This window comes from Fructobacillus pseudoficulneus (assembly GCF_900108455.1).
Taxonomy (GTDB): Bacteria; Bacillota; Bacilli; order Lactobacillales; family Lactobacillaceae; genus Fructobacillus; species Fructobacillus pseudoficulneus.
This window is the reverse complement of the sequence record NZ_FNWS01000003.1, coordinates 51140-74183: the sequence shown is the minus strand read 5'-3', so window position 1 is coordinate 74183 and position 23044 is coordinate 51140. Positions and strand designations below refer to the sequence as shown.

At 45.2% G+C, this 23044-nt stretch carries 25 protein-coding genes; 16 read left to right on the top strand and 9 right to left on the bottom strand.

Going from position 1 to position 23044, the window contains the following annotated elements; genetic code table 11:
* Position 1 precedes the first annotated feature (1 nt).
* A complete protein-coding gene (locus BLW39_RS03855; protein WP_059378419.1) occupies positions 2–1018 on the top strand; it encodes a YdcF family protein in 1017 nt (338 codons plus the stop codon).
* A gap of 30 nt (positions 1019–1048) precedes the next feature.
* Here the strand turns inward: BLW39_RS03855 and BLW39_RS07020 are convergent, their stop codons facing one another.
* From BLW39_RS07020 to BLW39_RS03830, 6 genes are all read right to left on the bottom strand, one after another.
* Positions 1049–1225 carry a hypothetical protein gene (locus BLW39_RS07020; RefSeq protein ID WP_158705827.1) on the bottom strand — a complete coding sequence of 59 codons (177 nt, stop codon included), beginning with the start codon at positions 1223–1225 and terminating at the stop codon, positions 1049–1051.
* Between the two features lie 82 nt (positions 1226–1307).
* Entirely contained in the window at positions 1308–2201 is an 894-nt protein-coding gene (locus tag BLW39_RS03850) for an AEC family transporter (protein WP_322788007.1), read from the bottom strand.
* Between the two features lie 370 nt (positions 2202–2571).
* Positions 2572–3198 (bottom strand): LemA family protein, encoded by a 627-nt coding sequence (locus BLW39_RS03845; RefSeq protein WP_059378421.1) that lies wholly within the window; start codon positions 3196–3198, stop codon positions 2572–2574.
* A gap of 66 nt (positions 3199–3264) precedes the next feature.
* Entirely contained in the window at positions 3265–4179 is a 915-nt protein-coding gene (locus tag BLW39_RS03840; protein WP_059378424.1) for a TPM domain-containing protein, read from the bottom strand.
* Positions 4180–4208: 29 nt separating this feature from the next.
* A complete protein-coding gene (locus BLW39_RS03835) occupies positions 4209–5093 on the bottom strand; it encodes an alpha/beta hydrolase (RefSeq protein ID WP_059378426.1) in 885 nt (294 codons plus the stop codon).
* A complete protein-coding gene (locus BLW39_RS03830) occupies positions 5086–6303 on the bottom strand; it encodes a hypothetical protein (protein ID WP_059378431.1) in 1218 nt (405 codons plus the stop codon). Before BLW39_RS03830 ends, BLW39_RS03835 begins: the two co-directional genes overlap by 8 nt.
* Positions 6304–6452: 149 nt before the next feature.
* Here BLW39_RS03830 and BLW39_RS03825 point away from each other — a divergent pair, with 149 nt between their 5' ends.
* From BLW39_RS03825 to BLW39_RS03775, 11 genes are all read left to right on the top strand, one after another.
* Positions 6453–6593 (top strand): teichoic acid D-Ala incorporation-associated protein DltX, encoded by a 141-nt coding sequence (locus BLW39_RS03825; protein WP_059378432.1) that lies wholly within the window; start codon positions 6453–6455, stop codon positions 6591–6593.
* A 21-nt stretch (positions 6594–6614) separates the two neighbouring features.
* Positions 6615–8144 carry a D-alanine--poly(phosphoribitol) ligase subunit DltA gene (gene dltA, locus BLW39_RS03820; protein WP_059378434.1) on the top strand — a complete coding sequence of 510 codons (1530 nt, stop codon included), beginning with the start codon at positions 6615–6617 and terminating at the stop codon, positions 8142–8144.
* A complete protein-coding gene (dltB, locus tag BLW39_RS03815) occupies positions 8137–9348 on the top strand; it encodes a D-alanyl-lipoteichoic acid biosynthesis protein DltB (RefSeq protein WP_059378435.1) in 1212 nt (403 codons plus the stop codon). The genes dltA and dltB overlap by 8 nt, the downstream gene beginning before the upstream one ends.
* Before the next feature lie 15 nt (positions 9349–9363).
* The gene (gene dltC, locus BLW39_RS03810) at positions 9364–9600 is read left to right on the top strand and encodes a D-alanine--poly(phosphoribitol) ligase subunit DltC (RefSeq protein WP_059378436.1); all 237 of its coding nucleotides are present in this window, start codon (positions 9364–9366) and stop codon (positions 9598–9600) included.
* Between the two features lie 6 nt (positions 9601–9606).
* The gene (dltD, locus tag BLW39_RS03805) at positions 9607–10893 is read left to right on the top strand and encodes a D-alanyl-lipoteichoic acid biosynthesis protein DltD (protein WP_059378437.1); all 1287 of its coding nucleotides are present in this window, start codon (positions 9607–9609) and stop codon (positions 10891–10893) included.
* Positions 10894–10961: 68 nt separating this feature from the next.
* Positions 10962–11363, top strand: coding sequence for a holo-ACP synthase (gene acpS, locus BLW39_RS03800; RefSeq protein ID WP_059378438.1), 402 nt, complete (start codon positions 10962–10964; stop codon positions 11361–11363).
* A gap of 2 nt (positions 11364–11365) precedes the next feature.
* The gene (alr, locus tag BLW39_RS03795) at positions 11366–12499 is read left to right on the top strand and encodes an alanine racemase (RefSeq protein ID WP_059378441.1); all 1134 of its coding nucleotides are present in this window, start codon (positions 11366–11368) and stop codon (positions 12497–12499) included.
* A 60-nt stretch (positions 12500–12559) separates the two neighbouring features.
* Positions 12560–12925, top strand: a complete 366-nt coding sequence (locus tag BLW39_RS03790; protein ID WP_059378446.1) for a type II toxin-antitoxin system PemK/MazF family toxin — start codon at positions 12560–12562, stop codon at positions 12923–12925.
* Positions 12926–13026: 101 nt separating this feature from the next.
* Positions 13027–13725: a response regulator transcription factor gene (locus BLW39_RS03785; RefSeq protein ID WP_059378450.1), complete on the top strand. Its 699-nt coding sequence runs from the start codon at positions 13027–13029 to the stop codon at positions 13723–13725.
* Positions 13709–15016 (top strand): sensor histidine kinase, encoded by a 1308-nt coding sequence (locus BLW39_RS03780; protein WP_059378454.1) that lies wholly within the window; start codon positions 13709–13711, stop codon positions 15014–15016. The genes BLW39_RS03785 and BLW39_RS03780 overlap by 17 nt, the downstream gene beginning before the upstream one ends.
* Before the next feature lie 30 nt (positions 15017–15046).
* Positions 15047–15916: a S1C family serine protease gene (locus BLW39_RS03775; RefSeq protein ID WP_059378460.1), complete on the top strand. Its 870-nt coding sequence runs from the start codon at positions 15047–15049 to the stop codon at positions 15914–15916.
* A gap of 60 nt (positions 15917–15976) precedes the next feature.
* Here the strand turns inward: BLW39_RS03775 and BLW39_RS03770 are convergent, their stop codons facing one another.
* A complete protein-coding gene (locus BLW39_RS03770; RefSeq protein WP_059378464.1) occupies positions 15977–16306 on the bottom strand; it encodes a thioredoxin family protein in 330 nt (109 codons plus the stop codon).
* A gap of 93 nt (positions 16307–16399) precedes the next feature.
* On the opposite strand from BLW39_RS03770, the gene BLW39_RS03765 reads away from it, so the two are divergent.
* A complete protein-coding gene (locus tag BLW39_RS03765; protein ID WP_059378466.1) occupies positions 16400–17149 on the top strand; it encodes a methylenetetrahydrofolate reductase in 750 nt (249 codons plus the stop codon).
* A 95-nt stretch (positions 17150–17244) separates the two neighbouring features.
* The gene (locus BLW39_RS03760) at positions 17245–19089 is read left to right on the top strand and encodes an APC family permease (RefSeq protein WP_059378467.1); all 1845 of its coding nucleotides are present in this window, start codon (positions 17245–17247) and stop codon (positions 19087–19089) included.
* Positions 19090–19138: 49 nt separating this feature from the next.
* Here BLW39_RS03760 and BLW39_RS03755 read toward each other — a convergent pair whose 3' ends face one another.
* A complete protein-coding gene (locus BLW39_RS03755; RefSeq protein ID WP_059378469.1) occupies positions 19139–19870 on the bottom strand; it encodes a type 1 glutamine amidotransferase in 732 nt (243 codons plus the stop codon).
* Positions 19870–21228 carry a Mur ligase family protein gene (locus BLW39_RS03750; protein WP_059378471.1) on the bottom strand — a complete coding sequence of 453 codons (1359 nt, stop codon included), beginning with the start codon at positions 21226–21228 and terminating at the stop codon, positions 19870–19872. Before BLW39_RS03750 ends, BLW39_RS03755 begins: the two co-directional genes overlap by 1 nt.
* A 139-nt stretch (positions 21229–21367) precedes the next feature.
* On the opposite strand from BLW39_RS03750, the gene BLW39_RS03745 reads away from it, so the two are divergent.
* Together BLW39_RS03745 and prfA are read left to right on the top strand one after the other, a co-directional pair.
* Positions 21368–21958, top strand: a complete 591-nt coding sequence (locus BLW39_RS03745; protein ID WP_059378473.1) for a thymidine kinase — start codon at positions 21368–21370, stop codon at positions 21956–21958.
* A 9-nt stretch (positions 21959–21967) separates the two neighbouring features.
* Positions 21968–23044, top strand: coding sequence for a peptide chain release factor 1 (prfA, locus tag BLW39_RS03740; protein WP_059378476.1), 1077 nt, complete (start codon positions 21968–21970; stop codon positions 23042–23044).

Genomic DNA, 23044 nt, shown 5'->3' with positions numbered 1-23044 from the left:
AATGTTGACACCATTGGCTTATTTTTTAATTGTGATGATCTTGGTGGCTGCCGGTGCAGTGGTATTAGATCAACGAAATTTTATTTTTGGTAGCTTGTTGATTTTTTCGATGATTTTGGGGGTGTTGGCAGCTTACCTGAAATTGACTGGTTATGTGATTGATCAACATTGGACCGCCTTGGCTTTGGCTTTGCTGGCTTTTCCGGTTGTTGCGTTACTGGCCATTATTGTTTGGTTAGTTCACAATACCAACATTATTTCGCACCGGGAAGGAAAGAGTTTTACGGCTAAGCTTTCCTTATTTTTGGCGCTGACGCTGGGCTTGGACTTCTACCTGTTATTCCTAGTGGGTAACGTTCATGGTGCTTACGCACGCTTTGCCTACATTTCGGGCTTGGGCGTCTATAATACCTTCCTGCTGTTGTTTATCAGCTACTTACTGTATTCCTTTGTTTACCAAATTTGGCCAACGCCAAAAAAGGCCGATTACATCATTGTGTTAGGAAGTTATATTCACAACGGCCGGGTTACACCCCTGCTCCAAAGTCGTGTAGATAAGGCATTGGCATATTATCGGGCGGCCGCTGCAGACCACCGTCCAAAGCTCGTGGTTTCTGGTGGCCAGGGTGCTGATGAAAGTACTTCTGAAGCCAACGCGATGAAAGAATATCTCTTGTCAGTTGGGGTGCCTGACCAGGATATTATTGTCGAAGACCAGTCGCGCAATACTTTTGAGAATTTTATGTTCTCCAAGGAAAAGATTTTACAAGATTGGCAGGGCCAGAATGGGCAACAGCCGGTCATTTTGTTTGCCACAAGTAACTACCACGTGATGCGGGCCAGCCTTTACTCCAAGAGAATTGGATTTCGGGCTAGAGGGATTGGGGCACCAACATCCTTTTATTTCTTGCCAACGGCTTTAATTCGAGAATACGTTGGTATTTTATCTTACTATCGCATTATTGCCTTTATGCTCTTTGTTTTTGAGGCTTTCTTAGCCTATCTACTTGCATTTTAAAAGGACGGCCCAAGCGGACCGTCCTTTTTATTAGGCGATTAAATTGTAAATGATAAAGACGAGGCCGATTAAGAAAAGAAAACCGGCAATCATTAGCAGTGGAAACATGCTGGTATCGCCTTCTTTTAAGAGTTTAAAGCCGTGAGCGGCGGCAAAAGCGATAATCAGTAGGGCAAAAGCAACAACGAATAGTCCAACCAAGGCCATGATGGTCTCCCTTAAAAAATATAATTATAGTCAATATTATAGCGCGTTTGCCGGGCTCATTTCGCATCATTAGTTAAAAAAGTTAGCGAAAAATGGACCAATTTGCTAATAACTGTACGGTAATAATCCAAAACGGCAGTGCTAGGGTGGCAAAAATGGTGGAAATCAGGGATGCGTTTGAGGCCAGTAAACTTTGGTGATTAAAGGCGATGGCATAATTGACGGCCACTGTCGCGACGGGAGTAGCCATCATGATAACCATCGTGGCAAAGGCCACGTGATCAATCGTTAGTAGATGAGTAGCTGAGCCAGCGGCTAAGAGGGCAATCATGATGATTGGCACCAAGATAATCTTATTAGTAGAGTAGTACCAAGCGGTTTTGTTTTTTAGCGCAGCAGATAGCGGCATTTGAGCTAAGTTAGCGCCAATGGCAAGCCAGGCTAGGGGAGAAGCTAGTCCAGCTAAGAGTTTGAACCAATTAAAAAGCCAGGGCCAGGTCACGTCGATTCGATAAAAAGCAACGGATTGGGAGGGAACATGAATGGTGGGAACATTGTTTTGAAGCAACCACAGAACTAAGCCAATTAAGGTAGCTAAGACAATCGGGTTCACAAACATCTTTTTGATGTGTTCGCCTCGCATCTTTTCACCAGACATTTTGATATAAGCGTATGAATAAAGAAAGACCCGGTAGCCAATATTAAAGACGGATGCATACATTATGCCTCGGCTGCCATAGATAGCTCCAGCAATTGGCAGGCCAAAGAAGGTTGTTGAGCCAAAACTAGTCAGTATACCTAAAACGCTTTGCTCATCCTTTGAATAGCGTCGATAAAAAAGAAAGGGCAAAGTTGGAATTAAGATTGGATAAATCGCCAGTCCCCAAAACAAAACGGCAAAACTTTGTACCATGGTTTGATGGTCTAAGGGAGTCATAAAGGCAGTCAGGGCTAATAAGGGCAAAGCGACGGTCATGGTGATGGTTGTTAGCGCTTAGACCGCATGCTCGTTGATTTTTCCTTTCTTGCGCAGCCAAAAACCTAGTAAGATAGTCCCTAGGGTTTCTAAGATTGCGGTTAAAATTTGTGAATCTGTTAGTGTTTTATTGAGAACATGTGTTAAATTCATATTTTCTCCCTAATTAGAATCGTTTTATTATTTGAATAATAATGTACCACTCTTTTCAGGGGAGGTTGATAATTTGGTTACCATCTTGGGCCTTTGTAACAATTTGTAATATTAAAAAGCAAGCGAAAACTTGTTCGATTATCGAAATTCTTGTATAATTAACTTATTCTTCATGAGCGACATAAAAGCCCCAACCAGCTAGGTTGGGGCTTTTCTTTTACTTACTAAAATCAACAGTTGGATTACTCTGAGCAGAACTATCTGCGGCGAAGTAATTTAACTTGTGATGATTTGTCATCGATGCCACTAAGGAACCTGGAAATGAAACAACTTTATTATTGTAGTCTTGAACAGCTTGGTTGTAGACCTTGCGTTCATAGGTGACGCGGTTGTTGACGCCTTCCAGTTGGGCCATCAAAGTTTGCATCTGATCAGCAGACTTCAAGGTTGGATAGTTTTCATTAATGGTTGAAACCATCAAGTTAAAGGCCTTATCTTGACTCTGCATGGCAGATGTTTTTTGATCTTGGCTGTTAGCGGAATCGTAGCTTTGCTTTGCTTGATTATACTGAGTCCGGGCTTCAGCAATCTTGCCATAAATGGCAGATTCTTGTCCCTGAGACCCCTTAACAGCGTTGACCAAATTGGGAATTAGATCTGCTCGATTTTGTAAGGCAGTCTGGATGCCACCGGTGGCGGCATCAACTTGCTGCTCTTTACGAGATAGTCCATTAGCGGAACTAATAAAGCCGCCAATCAGCAAGATGAAAACGAGGACGACTGCCCCGGTTACCTGCCAAGAACGCTTCCTATAAAAGGGCGTCGTTTCATTAATGATTGTCATGGTTGTTATCCTTTGCTATGATTAGCATCATTTTACTGGGCTTCAGTGCAAGTTGCAAGCGGCACTTTAAAAATCAGAACCACCACCACCAAAATCACCGCCGCCACCGGAGTCGTTCCCGCCGCCAAAGTCGGAGCCACCATCAAAGCCATCAAAACTATCGAATTGATTTGGGTTTTGATAGTCATCACGGTAAGAGCGCGGACCAGAAAAGAGGTCTGATAAAAACCAGCCTCCTAAGAGCCAGTTCCAGGGTGAAAAACCGCGGCCTGGCCGGTAGTGGACGTTTGGACGTTGCCCTTGATAACTAGCACTGGCTTGTCCGTTCATTCGCCGCATTGATAACCAAACAAAGCAGATGATGGTCAACAAAACGAGAACAAGGATGCTGGCAACTAGTAGGCTGGAACCACTGTTTTGGCTACTTGCTTGCTTTGTCGTCGCTGTTGTTGGCAAGGTGGCCGCTACTTCCGTAAAGAGTTGGCGGATACCAAGGTCCACAGCGGTTGAATCTGACGACTTAAGCTGGTCTTTATGAGCTTGAAGTAGCTGATAAATTTTACCATCGGGTAAGACAGATTCGGCGCCGGTTCCGGTCACGACGCGGACATTGTTTTGCCCGTTGTTTTTAGCAAAGACAATAATGACGCCGTTGTCTTGGCCTTTTTTACCGGCATGCCAAATTTGCCGTAAGGTTAAGTCGTTGGTGAAATCACGGATGGACTGACCATCGGTATTATTGACCGTTAGGACCGCAACTTGTGGCTGTTCTTTGGTCTGCTTGAAGGTCTGTTCTTGCTTCAAAATGGTTTGCTTGGTCTGCTCGGATAAAATGTGGGCAGAATCAGTGACAACAAAGTTAGCACTCGGTTTGATTTGGTGGGGGTCTTCAGCCGCAGCGTGGAGATTGTTGGCACCAAAGAGCATCAGCAAGAGGGCTGTTAAGAAAAGTAAGCCAGTTTTTGTTTTGGAAAGAGCCATTTGTATTACCTTTTTACCTTATTAGAAGCTTAACGTTTGATGCCGGTACTATTATTTTTTGCTTGTTTTGGTGCCAATCGATCACCGTTGTTCGAGTTTTCCAAAACAAGTTCGCGAATTAAGTTAATTACTTCTGGGTTTTCTGGCAACTTGGAGTGGCCCGCATTGTCTCCAGAAACGGTGGTTTGCGTATATTTGGCCACGTTCTTTTGGAAGATGTATTTACCAGAAAGTACGGACTGGACAGGGACGGTTCCGTCATCTGTATAATCTTCTGAACCGGCAACCGAATAAACGACCAAGTCACTTGGTAGGTTATCGGCGTTATCAATCATATCCGATAACATCGTTGTTTGACGGGTAGTTGACGTTTCAGAGAAGTTGTATGGCGTACCAAGCGTCATTAAAGTCCGAATGTGGAAGTTTGATGAATTATAGTAGTTTTCCAAATAATCCGTCCAAATTAAGCCACCGTTAGAGTGGCCAACGGATGAGAATGTCCGGAAATGGTACTTGCTTTGCAAATCAGTCATGACCTTTGAAAGGGCTTCTGAATCTGCTTGAATGGTTGGATAATTATCTTGGTTCCGTTCAAAACCAACGACAATAAATGGTCGACGGTTATCGGTAGAAAGGTGACCTGAATAAGTCAGGCTACCATCCTTATTAACCTGTACCTTCAAAACGGAGTGAGTACCCTTATCGCGGTCTTCTGCGTTGATAGTGGCAAAGAGGTCGTCAAAGCGACGAACGGTCGCACCAGAACCAGGAACGAAAATGACCGGTTCGATTCGTGACCGCTGAATTGCTCGGTCGTTATGGTGTTCTGATTGCATCCAAACGCGGCCAAAAAGAGCCATTACTACCGTCACCAGTACCGTCAGGAAGAGCATAAATTTTGCACTTTTAGTCATTTTCTTCCTCCTCTACTAGCATATCTTTGACAAAGGGCCAGTAAATGGCGATTGATCCGGCAACAACTAGCAAGGACACAATAAGTGACCGCCAAGGAGTTTGACTGGCTAAAAAGCCAAGAAGGAGGTGGGGGGTTCCATTTGGCGTACTAAAGACAACTGGTCGGATAAAGTTTAACTTAATGGCTAGGCCAGCGGCTGTGGCGCCCCAAAGGGAACTCAAAATCATTGGCACCAATGTTAGTGGCCGGAAAAACAATGGTAATCCGTAAGCTAAAATACGATTGCTATCAAATAAGGCAGGGAGTAGCGCCCACAAACCAAGACGCCGTGTTTTCTTTGCCTTAGCAAAAATTAACAGCAAAGCCAATCCAAGTGTGGCACCAACACCACCAATTAAGGCTGCGGCAGTCAGAACTGAATATGGGTTTTGTGGTTGTGGCAATGTTGCCATCACTGATTGATAAACGGCATTCAGGTTCGTGTTGAACTGGGCCAAATCAGTAACCCCGGTGGTCAAGTCTAGGGGAATGCTAATACCTAAGACCATCAAAATTGGTGCAAGTACCGCTACTAAAGCCAAACTATAAAAGTGAGCAAAGAAATCAGACGAAAAGAAGGTCGTGTATGTTCCTTGGGTCACGAGATTTGGTAAGAAAGAGTAAAAAACAGTCACGGCAACACTAATGATTGCTGCCCAAACCAGGTAAGCAAAGCCCATGTCTTGTAATCGGTTTTTACTAATCTTAGTTAATCCTAAGTATGAAAGATTAATCAGGTAGGCAACTAAAAGCGAAAGGCCAAGGTGAATCGTTAGTTGTCCTTGGCTTGAAACGGTTGAAAAAGTTTGAACCAAAACAAGGCCAAAGTTGACTGTGACCGGAAGAATTGTATCTCGATTGGCTGACAAATGAGCGGTCAGATACTTTTTGGTCCATAAAGCCACCACAAAAGCGACGATTAGGTAGTCAAGAATGTTGGTGATGCCTTGTGAAAACTGAGGGCTGTTAAAAACGTGCACCTTATAATGAAAGATGGCAGCAAATAATGCGCCGGGGTCTAAAAATAATCGAGTAATCAAACGCCAATAAACATCAATAATTACCAAAGGTAATACAAGTTTAAATGAAGAAAATAGATTTTTAACGGGTAATAAGTTAACCCAAGCTCGATCCCATTTTTGAACTTTCACTAGGATCTTTGCGAACATATGCTGAATGCCTCCAAACTTTCCCAAAAATTTGGGTAGTATTGTCAAAATTGATATTGTGCTATAATAGTAAAAGTGTTTTACTAGTTAACACTGATAATATGCCAATAATTATAACACTAACCGAACAATTTTGGGGGCGTCACGCGATGTTCAAGCGTTTTATTAGCAGGCCCTGGGTGGCATTTCTTGCCAAGACCTTGGCCTATTTTTTAATCATTTTAGCCTTGATTTACCTGTACGGCTATTCCGGCGTCACCGGGGGCCACTTCATTTATAACGAATTTTAATATAATAAGAGGAAGCGACAAATGATTGATAACATTTACAAGAATATTGATGCCTACGCAGTTGAGCATCCTGATGCGGTTGCTTACGATGGCCTAGGTCATACTTATACTTATGGTGACTTGAAGTCTTATTCAGATTCATTGGCAGCATTTTTGGACGAGCAAAACTTGCCAGAAAAGGCACCAATTATGGTTTTTGGTGGGCACCAATTTGAAATGGTTGCCTCATTCTTAGCTGCGGTCAAGTCTGGTCACGCTTATGCGCCAGTTGATAAGGATTCAGCGAAGGATCGAATTGAAAACATTTTAGAGATTGGTCAACCAGCAGCGGTAATTGCACTGGATGAATTGCCATTGGCAATCGATTCAGTACCAGTCTTTCAAGGTGACGAGTTGCAAGCAGCCTTTACTGCTAAGCGCTCTTACGAATTAACGCACCCAGTATTGGGCGATGATAATTACTACATCATCTTTACTTCTGGAACGACTGGAAAGCCAAAGGGTGTTCAAATTTCACACAAGAATGCCTTGTCATACTTGAACTGGTTGTTCTCTGATGAATTTGATTTGCACCGTGGTGACAATGTCTTGACGCAGACACCATTCTCATTTGACGTTTCTGTGATGTCATGGGGTGGTTCACTGTTGATGGGTGGTGTAATGAAGCCATTGTCAAAGGAAATTGCCGATGACTTCAAGCAACTCTTTACGGTCTTGCCTGAAATGGACTTGGACTTGTGGGTTTCAACGCCTTCATTTGCCAACGTTGCTCTTTTGAGCCCTGACTTTAAGCAAGAAAATTACCCTCGTTTGAAGAAGTTCTTGTTCTGTGGTGAAGTTTTGACTGCCACAACGTCAAAGAAGTTGCGTGAACGCTTCCCTGACGCGCGAATCTTCAACACTTACGGACCAACGGAAGCAACTGTTGCCGTTTCAGCCATTGAAATTACTGATGAAGTCTTGGCGAAGTACGACAAGTTGCCTATCGGTTACATGCAACCAGAAATGAAGGCAACCATTATGGACCAAGATGGTTCAGTCTTGCCTGCTGGTGAAGCCGGTGAAATCGTTTTGTCAGGAGCTGCTGTTTCAAAGGGTTACTTGAACAACCCCGAAAAGACGAAGGCGGCCTTCTTGACGGTTGATGGTGAACCTGGTTACCGGACTGGTGACTTGGGTTACGCCGATGAAGATGGCCTTTTGCACTACAAGGGCCGAGTTGATTTCCAAATCAAGTTGCACGGTTTCCGGATTGAATTGGAAGAAGTTGCCCAACACTTCTTGAAGTCAAAGTGGGTTGAACAGGCTGCTGCCGTTCCTCGCTATGATGCTGATGGAGAAGTTAAGCAGCTCTTGGCCATTGTGGTTCCAAAGGAAAACAACTTTGAAAAGCCAATGGACTTGACCAATGCCATCAAAAATGACTTGAAGGATATCATCATGCCTTACATGATGCCATCACGCTTTATTTACCGTGACGCAATGCCTTTGACACCAAACGGCAAAGTCAACCTTAAGGGCTTGATTGCCGAGGTGAATGGTAATGCCTAATTTACAACCCTATGCCGATCCGACCTATTTCTTTTACCTCTTAGTGGCCTTAGCGCCATTAGCCATTGGGCTTTACTTTGGTAAGCGCTTTGTCTGGTATGAGATTTTGGTCTCATTGGCTTTTATCTTTTTAATTTTCGATACAGGTCAGTACGTTAAACAGGGTGTAGCCATTCTGGTTTATAGTATTTGGCAGTTCTTGCTGGTTACCTTTTATTCGGCTTACCGCAAGAACAGAAATGCTAACTGGGTCTTCTATTTGATGGTTGCCTTATCAATTCTGCCAATTACTTTGGTCCGGTTTGGGGCCATTGGTGTCTATAAGCCAGAATTCACCCTGCTTGGTTTCTTAGGAATTTCTTATTTGACTTTCCGGTCAACTGGGATGATTATTGAGACACGGGATGGTGCGATTAAAGAGTTTAAGCCAGTAATGTTCTTGCGCTTCATGCTCTTCATGCCAACCCTGTCATCAGGACCAATTGACCGCTATACCCGTTTTGCGGGGGATGCGGGTTCAGTTCCTGACCGTGCCGACTATATTGAAATGTTGGCATATGCCGTTAAGTCTTACTTCTTGGGCTTTGTTTATAAGTTCATTTTGTCTTACTACTTCGGCCAAATCGTCTATCCTTTCTTCCAAAGTTTGGCAATGGGCGATAACCACCACGGCTTTTCTTGGTGGTTAGTAGCAGTGGCTTATTCCTACGGAATGTACTTGTTCTTTGACTTTGCGGGTTATTCTCGCTTCGCCATAGCAACATCTTATCTGATGGGGATTAAATCACCAATAAACTTTAACCAACCTTACCGTGCTCACAACATTAAAGATTTCTGGAATCGTTGGCACATGTCTTTGTCATTTTGGTTCCGTGATTTCGTCTTCATGCGCTTCTCATTTTTGGTAATGCGTAAGAAGTGGATTAAGAGCCGTAACGCGGTGTCAAATGTGGGTTACTTGGTCAACATGATGGTCATGGGACTCTGGCACGGTTTGACTTGGTACTATATCCTCTATGCTTTGATGCATGGAACTGGAATGATTGTTAACGATGCTTGGTTACGCTACAAGAAAAAGCATCGCGATCAGATTCCTCACAACAAATTCACGGAAGTGTTTGCCATCTTCTTGACCTTCAACTTCGTGATGTTAACATTCTTGGTATTTTGTGGATTCTTGGACAAATTCTGGTTCCACCATTAATAAAGGAGAAATACAATGGACGTAAAAGCAGGCGTATTAGAAGTTTTGAACAACATCATTGGCGAAGACATGTCTTCACAAATGGATGAAAACTTGTTTGATTCAGGTTTGTTGGACTCAATGGCAACAGTTGAATTGTTGCTTGATTTGGAAAACAAGTTTGGTATCCAAGCACCTGTTTCAGAATTCAACCGTGAAGACTGGGACTCAGCTAACAAGATTATTGCTAAAGTAGAAGCATTGATGGGATAAAACCTCATGTCTAACAAGAAAAAATTGTGGCAGATCTTTGGCCCGGTGCTAGCTGCGCTGGTGCTTATCGGCCTGGTCTTTTTTCTGCCCTTCCCGTTGACCCACTATAGTCAACAAGACTTGCGGGAAGCATCCGTTTCTTTCTCAAGTCAGATTGTTAAGGGTGAGGCGGTTAAAAACGCTGCCTTTAATGATAAAAAAGTAAATTATATTCCGTTCTTTGGTTCTTCAGAATTGTCTCGTTTTGATTCATTACACCCTTCTGTCTTGGCAGAAAAGTATAACCGCTCTTACCGACCATTTATGCTCGGTAAGGCTGGTTCTGAATCAATGGTTCATTTCTTGGATATGCAAGAAATGCCTAAGGCCTTGGACCACAAGAAGGCTGTCTTTGTGATTTCACCACAGTGGTTTACGGAAAAGGGATCGACTGGTGCCTTTTCAATCTTCTATTCACCATTACAAGTGGTGGATTGGTTGTTGAACATGGACAAGCCAAGTCAGACTGACCAATTTATGGCTAAGTCATTGTTGAAGCAGTCACTTGTGCGTGATAAGCCAATGTTTAACCGGATGCTGCATAATGTTGAAAATGCTCAAGGCCCAAGTGACGCTGACCGTTCAGCATTACGGATTCAACACCAATTGTTGTCACGACAGGATGCTTTGTTCTCAAACTTCCAGACTAGCAGCAACTATCGCGACAAGGTATTGAAGTACGCGAAGGACTTGCCAGCCCAGTACCAAGAACAGCCTTTGAGCCAACTTGGTTATGAACAAGGTGAGAAGAATACCGGTTCAAACCGCTTTCGCATCAAGAACTCGTTCTACCGGACTCGTGTTTGGGCAGAAGAAAAGATGCTAAAGGACTCACAAGTCGACTATGACTACCGTCAGTCCGTTGAGTACTCTTACTTCCAAGCAGTTCTTGAGAACTTTGCTAAGCAGCATACTGATGTTGAATTTGTGATTACGCCCGTTAACCAACGTTGGGTAGCTTATACAGGCTTGTCTGATCAAATGTATTATCAGGCAGTTGATAAGATTAAGTATCAGTTGCAAAGCCAAGGATTCAACAACATTGCCGACTTGTCACACCGTGGTGGTGAAAACTTCTTTATGCAAGACACCATTCATATTGGTTGGCGTGGTTGGTTAGCCTTGGATCAGTACTTGAACCCATTCTTGTCTGGTTCTTACCAGGATAACGACTATAAGATTAACAATCGTTTCTTGTCAAAGGAATGGCAAAACTTTAAGCCGCAAGATCAGGCATTAGATACATTTTCATAAAAAATAAACCGATTTGAACAATTTCTGTTCGGTCGGTTTTTTTTTATTTATTTTGTTAAAATAAAGCTATGATTATTGGAATTGGAAATGACATGGAATCAATTAGCCGGATTGAAAAGGTATTAGAACGCCGGCCCAATTTCTTGTCAACAATCTTAACACCGGCTGAAGAAGCGGCAGCGCGCGAACGCACTGGGAAACATTATCTAGAGTTTGTGGCGGGCCGTTTTTCAGCCAAGGAGGCTTATGCCAAGGCTTTGGGAACTGGAATTGGTCATGCGGTTTCCTGGCAGGACATCAGTATTTTAAATGTGCCTTCTGGTCGGCCGGTCATGACCGTTTCTGGACAGAAAAACCGCATTGCGGTGGCGATTACTCACAGTGGTGACTATGTTAATACCGTGGTGACCATTGAAAAATGGTCATTGTGGCAGCGCTTATTTGCCGGGGATAATCACAAAGAGGGATAAAAATGACAAAAGAAGATGCTTATTCTGAGCGCGGAGCTGCTTTTTTTCGTTCCAGTTCCGCTTTAGTGGCCAATGCCAAAGCAATTATGGCCCACACTGGTGCCAAGCGCTTAATTGCTGTGATTAAGGCCGATGCCTATGGTCACGGTGCAACTTGGGCGGCCACCACTTTAGCAAAGCAGGCAGCCGTTCATGACTTTGCTGTGGCAACGGTCGTTGAAGGGGAAGAGGTTCGTTCAGCCTTACCGGATGATTCTTACCATATTATCCTGTTGGGCGTGCAAAATGTGGCCTTGGCTGCCAGAATGGCCAACCAACATTTGGAACCGGCAGTCGGCTCGCTTGATTGGCTCTTAACTGCCCGTGATAACCTGGTCGATAGCGCAGCAACCTTGCGCGTTCATTTGGCCGTTGACACAGGCATGGGTCGGATGGGTGCGAAGAGTAAGGCTGAATTATCATCCATGTACCAGTTGGTGATGGCAGACCCACACTTTGAACTAGCTGGTGTCTTTACCCACTTTGCCACGGCAGACGATGCCAACCAGGCCTATTACGACCAACAAAAGGCCGACTTTTTGTCAGTTGTCCAGGCGTTGGGCATCGACCAAAAGTATTGGCACTTAGCTAATTCTGGTTCGGCCTTGTTGCATCATGATGAAATTCCAACTGAGACAATTCGAGTTGGTTCCGTTTTGTATGGCTATAATCCGGCCTATCCAGCTTATGAGTCACCAATCAAATTAGAGCCGGTCGGACAGTTTGTTGGTAAAATTTGGGGTGTTCACCAATTGCTGGCAGGTGAGGCAGTGTCCTATGGTGCCACCTATGTCGCCAAAGAAGATGAGTGGGTGGGAACGGTCCCCGTTGGCTATGCCGACGGTTACCGGCGGACTTTGTCAGGAATGTCCGTTTTGATTAACGGCCAACGTCAAAAGATTTTAGGCCGGGTCACTATGGATCAAGTGGTGGTTTCCTTACCAGGACCGGTGCCAATTAATACGGATGTCACGTTTATTGGTCAAGATGGGGCAGAGAGAATCTCGGTGGAAGAACTAGCAGAGTATGGTCAAACTATTCCCCACGAGATTTTAACCGGTATTGGTCGGCGAATTCCTAGAATTGATGTCAAATAAGAAAAATAGCGGTAAAATAGAAGTAATATACGGGCAATTGCCCATACATAAGAGGTTAATATGGTAGCAGATTACGAAAACGTTCGCCGTGGCGATGTTTTTTATGCCGACTTGAAGCAAGGGATTGGTTCAGAACAGTCAGGCCTACGGCCGGTTTTGGTCGTGCAAAACGATATTGGTAACAAAAATTCACCAACCACGATTGTGGTGGCAATTACTTCCAAGATGGCGAAGCCAAAATTGCCCACTCACATCCTACTGCCCGCAGAATTTAGTGGTATTAAGCGGGATTCAATCATTTTAGCGGAGCAAATTCGGACAATCGATAAGCATCGCTTACGAGATCGAATTGCTCACATCGAGCCAAACTCACCGCTTTTGCAAGATATCGCAAAAGCCCTTAAAATCAGCGTTGGAATCTCCTAAAGACCCGGCGCATTATTTTTAATATGACCTTAATCTATTCTTGATAAAGTAACTTTACTGAAAAACTTTACAAGTCATGCAAGCACTAAAGGAGAAGGACCATGGCCAAAGCAATCAAAATTCTATTAATTGAAGATGATAAAAACCTGGCCGATAACGTTGTCGGCTTCTTGGAAGACTTTGCCGATGTCACTGCTGTGACGGATGGGCAAGATGGTGAATACGAGGGGAAAGAAGTTCCCTATGATCTCATTATCTCGGACTTAATGTTGCCAGGCGAAAATGGTTTGGAAATCATTAAAAATCTGCGTGAAGATAAGGTGGATACGCCCGTTTTGATTTTAACGGCGAAAGCCTCTTTGGATGATAAAATCGAAGGCTTTAACGTTGGGGCCGATGACTATTTGACCAAGCCATTTCACCGTGAAGAATTGTTAGTGCGGGTGAAGGCCCTGCTGAGGCGGACAGGTGTCTACTCAGAAGATAACATGATTACGGTTGGTGAATTGACCATTAATCTGGAAAATCGTGGTGTCCAAGTTCACGGGCAAAGCGTCAAATTGGTCGGAAAAGAATTTGATATTCTGACTTACTTAGGCCAGAACAAAAACATTATCGTCACTCGTGATCAAATTTTTGACCGGGTCTGGGGAATTGATTCGGATACAACCATTAACGTGGTGAACATCTACCTCAACAATCTACGACGTAAGCTAGAAGCGGTTGGTCAGGGTGGCTTAATTAAGACACTCCGAAACATCGGCTTTATTCTTGAGGTACCGGATGCCAAGACTGATTAATCGTAAGCAACAATTAGATAATTTTTCGACCTTGGCCTTAGGCCTGATGGTGATTTTTGGATTTTTGGCTGGGGTTATCTTTTGGGTCTATACCTTTACGATTTATGATAGCTCTGACCGGGTAATCAACCAGTACGTTGAGTATTATCAACGAAATGGTTGGTTGGACGGTGGTGTCTCGGCAAAGCAAAAGGAAGCATCGATGCGCCGGTTGACCGATGATTTTCGTGGAAATTTCTTATACTTTGATGAAAAGGGTAAGCAAATTGAAAATCAAACCAACAATAATGGGTCCAAAAATGTTTTAACCCGTCGTTTTGGTCTTACATTTGATTCAAGCGACTTAGATTTGGCGCCGCGAACGGTCCACGTCAAAAAGACTTACCTGCGGATACAGGCAGTACGCTTTAAGCCAAATACTGTCCTAGTACCTGATGGGCAGGGATTAAAGTCAGCCACCTACGGTTACGTCTTCGTCGATGTGACGGATACGGTTGTCAATTTGAAAAAGTTCCAAGACGTGATGATTTGGTCCTTTGTTTTCGCCTTTACCTTTGCGCTCTTCTTTGCCTTCTTTGTCTCTCGCCAGAGTATGAAACCAATCTTGCGCGCCTGGGATCAGCAGCAAGACTTTGTCAACAATGCGGCCCACGAATTGCGGACACCGATGTCAGTTATTCAGGGTAAGCTGGAAACAATGCTGACCAAACCGACTTCGACCATTCGGGATCAATCGGAAGCGATTATTCTGTCCTTGTCAGAAGTGCGGCGGCTTAATTCTTTAACCAATAATATGTTAACGTTGGCCAAAACTGGTTCGAACATGACGACGATTGAAAAAGAAGAAACGGACATTGGTGACTTCTTGCGTGGCATTTTAACACCATATGTTGAAATGGGTGAAATCTCCGACAAAACCGTGTCCATCAACAATGATGTGCACCAAAAGGTTTCGGTTGATCAAAAGCGATTGCATCAGCTATTGGTCCTGTTGCTGGATAACGCGTTGAAGTATTCGGATACCGGTGACAAGGTTGTCGTTTCAGCTGCCATTGAGAAAAAGCGCTTAATCTTAGCAGTGGCCGACACTGGTCGCGGTATTTCAGATGAAGCTAAGAAGCATATCTTTGACCGTTTCTATCGAGAAGACAAGACAGGAAACCGCGAAACTGGGGGAACTGGTCTGGGACTCTCAATCGCGGAATGGATAGTCCAGGCTCATAATGGTAAGATAACGGTGAGTGATAACGAACCAAAGGGAACGATTTTTAAGGTCAGTCTTCCAATTTAGTTTGAAAAAGATTTTGAAAGGGTATTGGCGATGCCAAAGAGAATACCAAAAAAAATACATGCCATCACCTTAATGATGCTGGTCGCCTGCTTATTTGGTGCTGCCTTAGTCTTTGCTGGCTCGATGCCTAATTCTTGGTACCAAACGAAGTTAGCCCAGGCAACGCACACGAATGCAGCCGGAACGGCAACGGTTGCCGCAACGGCCTATCAAAGTTCGGACCAAGCCATCAGTGCCTATAACAAGGTCAAAGATGCCGTGGTGACGGTGCAGAATTTGCAAAAATCAGCATCGTTGAGCGATGGTGCTTCGGCCTTTGATGATCAGAGTAAGGATAAGCAGCAAGACCAGTACCAGAAAGCCTCACAAGGCTCTGGTGTGGTGGTTAAAATCAGCAATAACACCGCTGATATCGTGACCAATTATCACGTGATTGAAGGATCAGCGGCGATTCAGGTTGTGGATGCAGATGGGAAAAAAACCGAAGCAACAGTGATCAAGACGGATAACGCCAAAGATCTGGCCTTGATTCGGGTAAAGTCATCGGCCTTCAAGCAGGTGGCTAAGCTTGGAAACAGTTCGAATTTGAAGTCTGGTCAAACGATCTTGGCGTTGGGTTCACCGCTTGGAGCGGCTTACGCCTCAACGATGACTAAGGGAATCGTTTCAGCACCAAATCGGACGCTTTCAATCTCACAGACTAATAATCAAAACGTCCAAGTTATTCAAACCGACGCGGCGATTAACCCCGGTAATTCCGGTGGTGCCTTGATTGATTTATCAGGAGAAGTAGTTGGAATTAGCTCTGCTAAGATTTCAGCCGGCGCTTCTGATACAACTAATATTGAAGGGATGGGCTTTGGTATCCCGGCAAATACCGTGGCTGCCTTTATTAAATAAATTAATGCAAAAGAAAAAGCAGGCTAAATGCCTGCTTTTTTTTGTTAAAATAAAATAGTCTTAAGCCAAAGTAGCTTCGTACCAGTCGGTAATCTGCTTTGGTGTCAAACGTTCACCGTGACCGATTTGGTCAACCTTCTTGCCATCTTCGAAGAGGACAAATGAAGGAATGCCGCGCAAACCATAGTTCGTAGCGAGGTCCAAGTTGTCATCGCGGTCTGCATCAATCCAGCCAGCAGTCTTGCTGACTTCATCTTTGATGCCTTGAACAAAGGGCTTGATTACTTTACAATCGCCGCACCAGTCGGCTGACAAAAACATCAGTTGACGACCTGGTTGGTCGATGAAAGCTTGAATTTCATCGTTAGTGTGCTTTTCTGGTTGGTACATAATTGACCTCCAATTCTTTTCTCAAATTATAGCACATTTGCCGTCAATAAAAAATTGGCCTAGTTGTCATTCTCTAACAATCAGAGGAAACAAATGCAAAAAATTTTAGATGATTACCGTGAACAAAAGCAAACAGTCATTTCACAAGAGTTGATTGGGGATGAAAAGAATCGGCCCCGAGCCGCCTATTATTCTCTAGTGAACCACAGCCAAGATGCAGCAGCCTTTGAACAGTTGTTGCAACGAGCCGAGAAGTTGCAGGAGGAAAGTCAGCAGCAGATTTTACTGCATTTGCGGGCATCAGATATTGGTCGAAAGACGGTGGCTGCTGACTTTGCTCAGCTAAAGCAACACGGCTTGGCGTCCTTTTTAGTAGTGGGTGGCGACCGGCAGGCGGGCAGCGATACTTTCAGTAGTTCACTGGACCTGCTCCGGGCAGTCCAGGCAGTGGGCTTGTCGGCTGATTTTTTGTTGGCTAGCACGCTTGATGTCAACTTGTCGTCAAAAAAAAACGTCGAGATGGTTGTCGACCAGGCACTGGCAAAGGAAGCGGCCGGGGCTAAAATTTTAATCACTCAAGTTTTCTTGTCGGCGAATGATTTTTTGCGGGTTCGCCAGGCCTTAAAAGAAGTAGGATCAAATTTGATTTTGGTAGCGGGGGTCATGGCCAATCCCAGCCAGCAACAATTAAACTGGGTTGAAAAGCAGCTTGGCTTGGCCGTTTCTGACCAGTGGCGGGAAAATCCAGGGCAAGCCAGTCAAGATTTGGTGGCGACTTTACAAGCACAGCAAGTTGCGGGCATTCACTATTTTGCGGCGCCAAAAGTAGTACGGCAAAGATAAAATTTGGCATAACTCGTCTTGAACGGCTTGTTTGCTTTTTTTATCCAGTCATTCGCGTTACAATGGATTGACTATAAAAATCACGGAGCACAAAAATGTTTAGAAACTTGAAGCGGTTCATCATTGGAAAGCCGCTGAAAACACTAGAAGCATCAGACCAGGCACTGTCAAAGTCAAAAGCCTTAGCCCTGCTATCTTCAGATGCACTTTCTTCCGTTGCCTATGGTACGGAATCAATCACAGCCGTCCTATTGGCCGGCGGTGCTGCGGCCCTGTGGTTGCAATTGCCAATTGCCTGCTTAATTTTGGTTTTGTTAGCAGCAATTGTTTTATCCTACCGGCAAATTATTCATGCCTATCCCAACGGGGGTGGGGCTTATACGGTGGCCAGCCAAAATTGGGGCGCTAATGTTGGCCTGGTGGCTGGTGGTTCACTCTTGGTTGACTACATGTTGACGGTGGCCGTTTCAGCTTCGGCTGCGGCAGATGCGATTACGGCAGCAATCCCATCGCTGTTACACTTCGCGGTGCCAATGTCGATCGTGATTATCTTGATTTTGACCTCGATGAACCTTCGTGGTTTGCGTGAATCGGCTAACTTCTTGATGGTGCCGGTTTACTTCTTTATCGTTGTGATGGCGGTGACGGTTGCCTATGGTGTTTACCAGGCAGCCACGGGGGCGATTCCTTACCATGCCGCTGCGCGAATCGGGACAGACTTTTCCGGGCTCAGCTTGATTTTCTTTTTGCGAGCCTTTTCATCAGGTTCTTCTTCCCTGACAGGGGTTGAAGCAATTTCAAATGCGGTGCCAAACTTTAAAGCGCCAAAAGAAAAGCATGCCGCTAGCACCTTGACGATGATGGCCATTATCTTAGCGAGCTTCTTCTTTGGGATTACTTTCTTGTCTTATTGGGACGGCATTCGACCAAATGCCAGTTCAACCGTTTTGTCACAGATTGCTTCCATCACCTACGGTGGCCATGGCTTTGGCTTTTACATGGTCCAACTGGCAACAACGTTGATTTTAGCCGTTGCGGCCAATACAGGCTTTTCTGCCTTTCCGGTGCTAGCCGTTAATTTGGCTAAGGACAAATACTTACCACACCTGTTTATGGACCGTGGTGACCGCTTGGGCTATTCCAACGGAATCTTGTCATTGTCAATTGGTGCGATTATTCTGACTGTGATTTTCCATGGTTCAACCGATAATTTGATTCCGCTATATGCGGTCGGGGTCTTTGTACCGTTTACGTTGTCGCAGTCGGGAATGATTATCCACTGGTACCGCAATCGACCAAAGTTCTGGTTGGGCAAGGCAACGATTAACTTTGTTGGGGCCTTCATGTCGGCCGCCTTGGTCCTCGTACTCTTCTTCACCCGCTTTAGCCACGTCTGGCCATACGTGTTCATTATGCCGGCGGATTTGACCGTGTTCTTTAAGATTAAGAAACACTATACGGCGGTTTCAAAGCAGCTGCGCTTACAGTATTTGAATAATCCAAAACAAAAGCAAGAACCATATGCCGGTTCAACGGCGATTGTCTTGGTTTCCAATTTGACCCAGGTAACCGCTGAGGCGATTAACTATGCTGAATCAGTCGCTACTAAAGTGATTGCGATGCATGTTTCCTTTGATATTCGGCCAGAAAAGGAAGCGAAGATTGCCGCTCAGTTTGCCGAAAACTTCCCGGATGTGCGCTATGTCGACGTGCATTCGTCTTACCGGTCAATTGTGAAGCCAATCATTGGCTTTGTGACCAAGGTCTCGAATCAGTCAAAGAAGACGAATCATTCGGTGACGGTTGTGATTCCACAATTCGTTCCCAAGAAGTCTTGGCAGAACATTTTGCACAACCAATCGTCATTGCGATTACGGACCGCCTTGTCGGGCCTAGATAATATTTCCATCTCAACTTACTATTATCACTTATCAGAATAATTAAAAGCCGTGACTGTCATTGAAGACAGCCACGGCTTTTTGATTGAAATTAAAATGTTTCGGCGGGAACTTGGTCAAGTTTCGCTTGCCAGTCAACGTCTGGATACTTGCGTGTTAATGCAGTTGCCAGAACACGCTTGGCCAGGTTACCGTTTCGGGTAAAGATTGGTCCGTGGAAGTATGAGCCATAAACGTTATGGTAAATCACTCCTTCGGTCTTATCCATGCCGTTGTTTCCTTGGCCGGCAGTAACGGTTCCAAGGGCTTTTTCACCCTTGCCCAAGAAGGTCCGACCTTGGTGGTTTTCAAAGCCGTGGTATTCTTCACCGGTTTCGTTATTCTTGATGACGATGTCACCGGTTAACCGGCTGCCTTTCAAGGTTTTGACTTGGTCATCCGTCATGTTCGTGGTGTAGTGGTCCATGACCCCAATCCCATCAACTGTAGACCCATCGGCCATTTCCATATAGTGGCCCAATAGTTGAAAGCCACCACAGACGGCCAGTAATGGGCCATCATTTTCGATGTATTCCTTCAAGTCGTCGGCCTTGGATTTCAAATCGTGCGCCACGACGGTTTCCTCGTAGTCTTGGCCACCGCCAAAGAGGACAAAGTCATAGGCCTTGGGATCAAAGCGGTCATCCAGCGAGACGAGTTGGTCGTTAATTTCAACGCCAATTTGCTTAGCGTAGTAACGCAAGGCGATGATGTTACCATAATCGCCATAGGTGTTCATTAAGTCACCGTAGAGGTGGGCGAGTTGTAGTTGATAATCTGCCATTAATATTCCTCCTTGATGTACCCTTTAGCACGCAATGCCGCGCGAATTTGCAACATTGCTGTATAGGTAGCGGCTAGGTAGACCTTATTGGTTGGTGCTTGACTGATGGCCTTTAAGACGTCTTCTGTCTTCGGGTAGGTCCCAGCCAGATCAAAGCCGGCCATCTTCAAGCGGACCGTGACGTCCTTGTAGCGTTCACCACCGGTAGCGACGGCCTGTAATTTGGTATTGTGCAGCCGTTCAAATTCGGCATCCCAAATCCAAGAGGTGTCAATGCCGTCGGCATAGTTGGCGTTTAACAGCGTAATTAGGGTAAATGGTTCTGTTTCCGTTTCCATCATATCGATGACGGAGTTCGTTCCAACCGGATTTTTGATCAACAAAATCGTCACGTCTTTGCCGTTCACATTGACGGATTCTTGCCGACCAAAGACTTGTCGGTCTTCTTCGAAAGCCTTTTTGATATCGTCTTGGCTTACATCAAAGACACGGCCGACTGCGTAGGCTGCGAGGGCGTTGTAAATGTTGTAGAGACCACCGATAGCAATTTGGTAAGAAACGCCATCAATGGCAAAAGAAGAGGACTTTGGCGTGAGCTGGTTCAGGGCAGTCACTGCGTAGTCCAGCTTTGGTCGCTTAAAGCCATCGGTCACGGAGAAGTAGCGGCCGAGGTTGGCGTAAGTGATGAAGTTATAGTGCAAAACGGAATTGTCGGTTGGGGACAAAATTCCGTCGGTGTTTGTTGGCGCCTTGAGGTCTTGATAATCGGCTTCTGCTACTTGGTCAAAACCGTAGTAAATCCGCTTGTTATCATAGCGACCACGAGCAAAAATTGGTGAATCGGCATTGGTGATGACTGCGGCGTTTGGTGCCTCATTAATCCCGCCGATAATTTTTTCGTAAGTTGAATAAATTTCACCGTAGCGGTCTAATTGATCGCGGAAGAGGTTGGTCAAGACAAAGTACTTGGGTTCAATGGCCTGGGCCAGTGACTTAACGTTGGCTTCGTCGACTTCCAAAACGGCAATCGGCTTCTTACCATTTGGTGAGGGCTTCACCTTGGTGGTTAAAAGTGCCCCAACGATTCCTTGAACCATGTTTGATCCAGAGGGGTTGGTTACAACGGAGTAACCGCCGGCCTGTAAAACCCGGGTAATTAGGGCGGTTGTTAAGGTCTTTCCGTTGGTTCCGGTAACAATCACCAGGTCGAATTCCTTTTCGATGGTATTCAAAACCTTGGGGTCGATGCGGACGGCGAGTTTGCCGGGCAAAGAGGTCCCACCACGACGTAAGACATTATGTAGGACGAAATGACTACTTTTGGCCGTAAATTTGGCAAATTGACTTTTTATTGACATAAAAAAGCCTCCCTTTTCTAAAAGCTTATTTTAACATGCAAAAAGTAAATTTTCCCGAAAATGGTCTAGGCAGTCGAGTTATTGGGCGAAAATTGCTATAATAGACGGATAGAATAGTTTGGATGAGTGAGGCAGAAAGTTGGCACAGTTATACTTTGAATACGGGGCAATGGGCTCTGGTAAATCAATCGAAATCCTAAAAGTGGCGCATAATTACGAGTCACAAGATAAAAAGGTCCTCCTGTTGACCCCTTTGGTTAACGACCGCGATGGAATTGGTATGATTGCATCACGGATTGGCCTGAAACGCCCAGCCACCGTTGTTAGCAAAGACGATAATCTCTTTGATATGATTGACCACGACAACAGCAAGGAACTTGCCGCTGTTTTGGTTGATGAAGCCCAATTTTTGACGGTTGACCAAGTCGACCAGTTGGCCTACGTGGTTGATAAGTTGGGGCTGCCGGTGATGGCCTTTGGCTTGAAGCAAGACGCCTTTAATCACCTCTTTGAAGGCTCACGGCGCCTCTTAGAAGTGGCGGATAAGCTCGAGGAAATGAAGACGATTTGCTCATTTTGCGGTAAAAAAGCCACAACGCAATTGCGCTTTGCCGATGGCAAGCCACAGTACTCAGGTAACCAGGTACAAATTGGTGGGGATGAAGCCTATTTGCCAACTTGCCGCTACCACTGGTACCACCCGGTTTTGGAAATGATTGCAGCAAAATAAGGAGACACGATGGATCCAATTTTTTCACAATTACAAGCGGTTGTTGACCGTTACGATGAATTGAACCAAATGCTGGCCGATCCCGATGTGATGGGGGATTCCCAACACTATATGGCATTGTCAAAGGAAGCCGGCGGGATTCGCGAAACGGTGGAAACCTTTAAGCATTACCAACAGGTTGTTCAGGATTTGTTGGATGCGGAAGAATTACTCGGTGATGCTGAGATGGGCGAGTTAGCCAAGGAAGATGTGGCGACTTTGAAACCCGAAAAGGCTGAGTTGGAGGAAAGACTTAAGGTGCTGATGCTGCCAAAGGATCCAAACGATGATAAAAACATCATCATGGAAATCCGTGGTGCGGCCGGTGGGGATGAGTCTTCTCTGTTCGCGGCTGATTTGCTGGGAATGTATCGTCGTTACGCCGAAAATCAAGGTTGGTCACTGCAAATTATTGATGAAACCACGACGGAAGTTGGCGGTTACAAAGAAGTTGTCGCGATGATTACCGGTGATAACGTCTATTCCAAATTGAAATTTGAATCGGGGGCGCACCGCGTTCAACGGGTGCCGGCCACTGAAACGCAAGGACGGGTTCATACCTCAACGGCAACGGTCGGGATAATGCCTGAATTCGAAGAGGTTGACGCGGAAGGTTTGATTGATCCAAAAGACGTTCGTGAAGACGTTTATCGTTCATCAGGTGCCGGTGGCCAGCACGTCAACAAGACTTCTTCTGCAATCCGCTTGACCCACGAGCCAACCGGCATTACGGTCGCCATGCAAGATGAACGATCTCAGCAGCAAAACCGTGCCCGCGCTTGGAAGATTTTGAATGCCCGGGTCTATGACCACTTTGCCCAGGAAAATGAGGCCGAGTACGCCGAACAGCGAAAAACGGTTGTTGGTTCCGGGGCTCGTTCGGAAAGAATTCGGACCTATAACTACCCACAAAACCGGGTGACTGACCATCGAATTGGTTTGACCCTCAACAAGCTTGACCGGATTATTGCCGGTGACTTGGGTGAAATCATCGATGCCTTAGTCTTAGCTGAACAGACGGCTAAGTTGGCCGAATTGGGCAAGTAA

Coding starts and splice junctions, on each gene's coding strand:
- BLW39_RS03845 (WP_059378421.1), bottom strand. CDS start 3,198: ATGACAATCATTAATGAAACGACGCCCTTTTATAGGAAGCGTTCTTGG.
- prfA (WP_059378476.1), top strand. CDS start 21,968: ATGGATCCAATTTTTTCACAATTACAAGCGGTTGTTGACCGTTACGAT.
- BLW39_RS03840 (WP_059378424.1), bottom strand. CDS start 4,179: ATGGCTCTTTCCAAAACAAAAACTGGCTTACTTTTCTTAACAGCCCTC.
- BLW39_RS03855 (WP_059378419.1), top strand. CDS start 2: ATGTTGACACCATTGGCTTATTTTTTAATTGTGATGATCTTGGTGGCT.
- acpS (WP_059378438.1), top strand. CDS start 10,962: ATGATTATTGGAATTGGAAATGACATGGAATCAATTAGCCGGATTGAA.
- dltA (WP_059378434.1), top strand. CDS start 6,615: ATGATTGATAACATTTACAAGAATATTGATGCCTACGCAGTTGAGCAT.
- BLW39_RS03830 (WP_059378431.1), bottom strand. CDS start 6,303: ATGTTCGCAAAGATCCTAGTGAAAGTTCAAAAATGGGATCGAGCTTGG.
- dltB (WP_059378435.1), top strand. CDS start 8,137: ATGCCTAATTTACAACCCTATGCCGATCCGACCTATTTCTTTTACCTC.
- BLW39_RS03775 (WP_059378460.1), top strand. CDS start 15,047: ATGCCAAAGAGAATACCAAAAAAAATACATGCCATCACCTTAATGATG.
- BLW39_RS03750 (WP_059378471.1), bottom strand. CDS start 21,228: ATGTCAATAAAAAGTCAATTTGCCAAATTTACGGCCAAAAGTAGTCAT.
- BLW39_RS03765 (WP_059378466.1), top strand. CDS start 16,400: ATGCAAAAAATTTTAGATGATTACCGTGAACAAAAGCAAACAGTCATT.
- BLW39_RS03755 (WP_059378469.1), bottom strand. CDS start 19,870: ATGGCAGATTATCAACTACAACTCGCCCACCTCTACGGTGACTTAATG.
- BLW39_RS03780 (WP_059378454.1), top strand. CDS start 13,709: ATGCCAAGACTGATTAATCGTAAGCAACAATTAGATAATTTTTCGACC.
- BLW39_RS03790 (WP_059378446.1), top strand. CDS start 12,560: ATGGTAGCAGATTACGAAAACGTTCGCCGTGGCGATGTTTTTTATGCC.
- BLW39_RS03770 (WP_059378464.1), bottom strand. CDS start 16,306: ATGTACCAACCAGAAAAGCACACTAACGATGAAATTCAAGCTTTCATC.
- BLW39_RS03850 (WP_322788007.1), bottom strand. CDS start 2,201: ATGACCGTCGCTTTGCCCTTATTAGCCCTGACTGCCTTTATGACTCCC.
- BLW39_RS03835 (WP_059378426.1), bottom strand. CDS start 5,093: ATGACTAAAAGTGCAAAATTTATGCTCTTCCTGACGGTACTGGTGACG.
- BLW39_RS07020 (WP_158705827.1), bottom strand. CDS start 1,225: ATGGCCTTGGTTGGACTATTCGTTGTTGCTTTTGCCCTACTGATTATC.
- alr (WP_059378441.1), top strand. CDS start 11,366: ATGACAAAAGAAGATGCTTATTCTGAGCGCGGAGCTGCTTTTTTTCGT.
- BLW39_RS03760 (WP_059378467.1), top strand. CDS start 17,245: ATGTTTAGAAACTTGAAGCGGTTCATCATTGGAAAGCCGCTGAAAACA.
- dltC (WP_059378436.1), top strand. CDS start 9,364: ATGGACGTAAAAGCAGGCGTATTAGAAGTTTTGAACAACATCATTGGC.
- BLW39_RS03825 (WP_059378432.1), top strand. CDS start 6,453: ATGTTCAAGCGTTTTATTAGCAGGCCCTGGGTGGCATTTCTTGCCAAG.
- dltD (WP_059378437.1), top strand. CDS start 9,607: ATGTCTAACAAGAAAAAATTGTGGCAGATCTTTGGCCCGGTGCTAGCT.
- BLW39_RS03785 (WP_059378450.1), top strand. CDS start 13,027: ATGGCCAAAGCAATCAAAATTCTATTAATTGAAGATGATAAAAACCTG.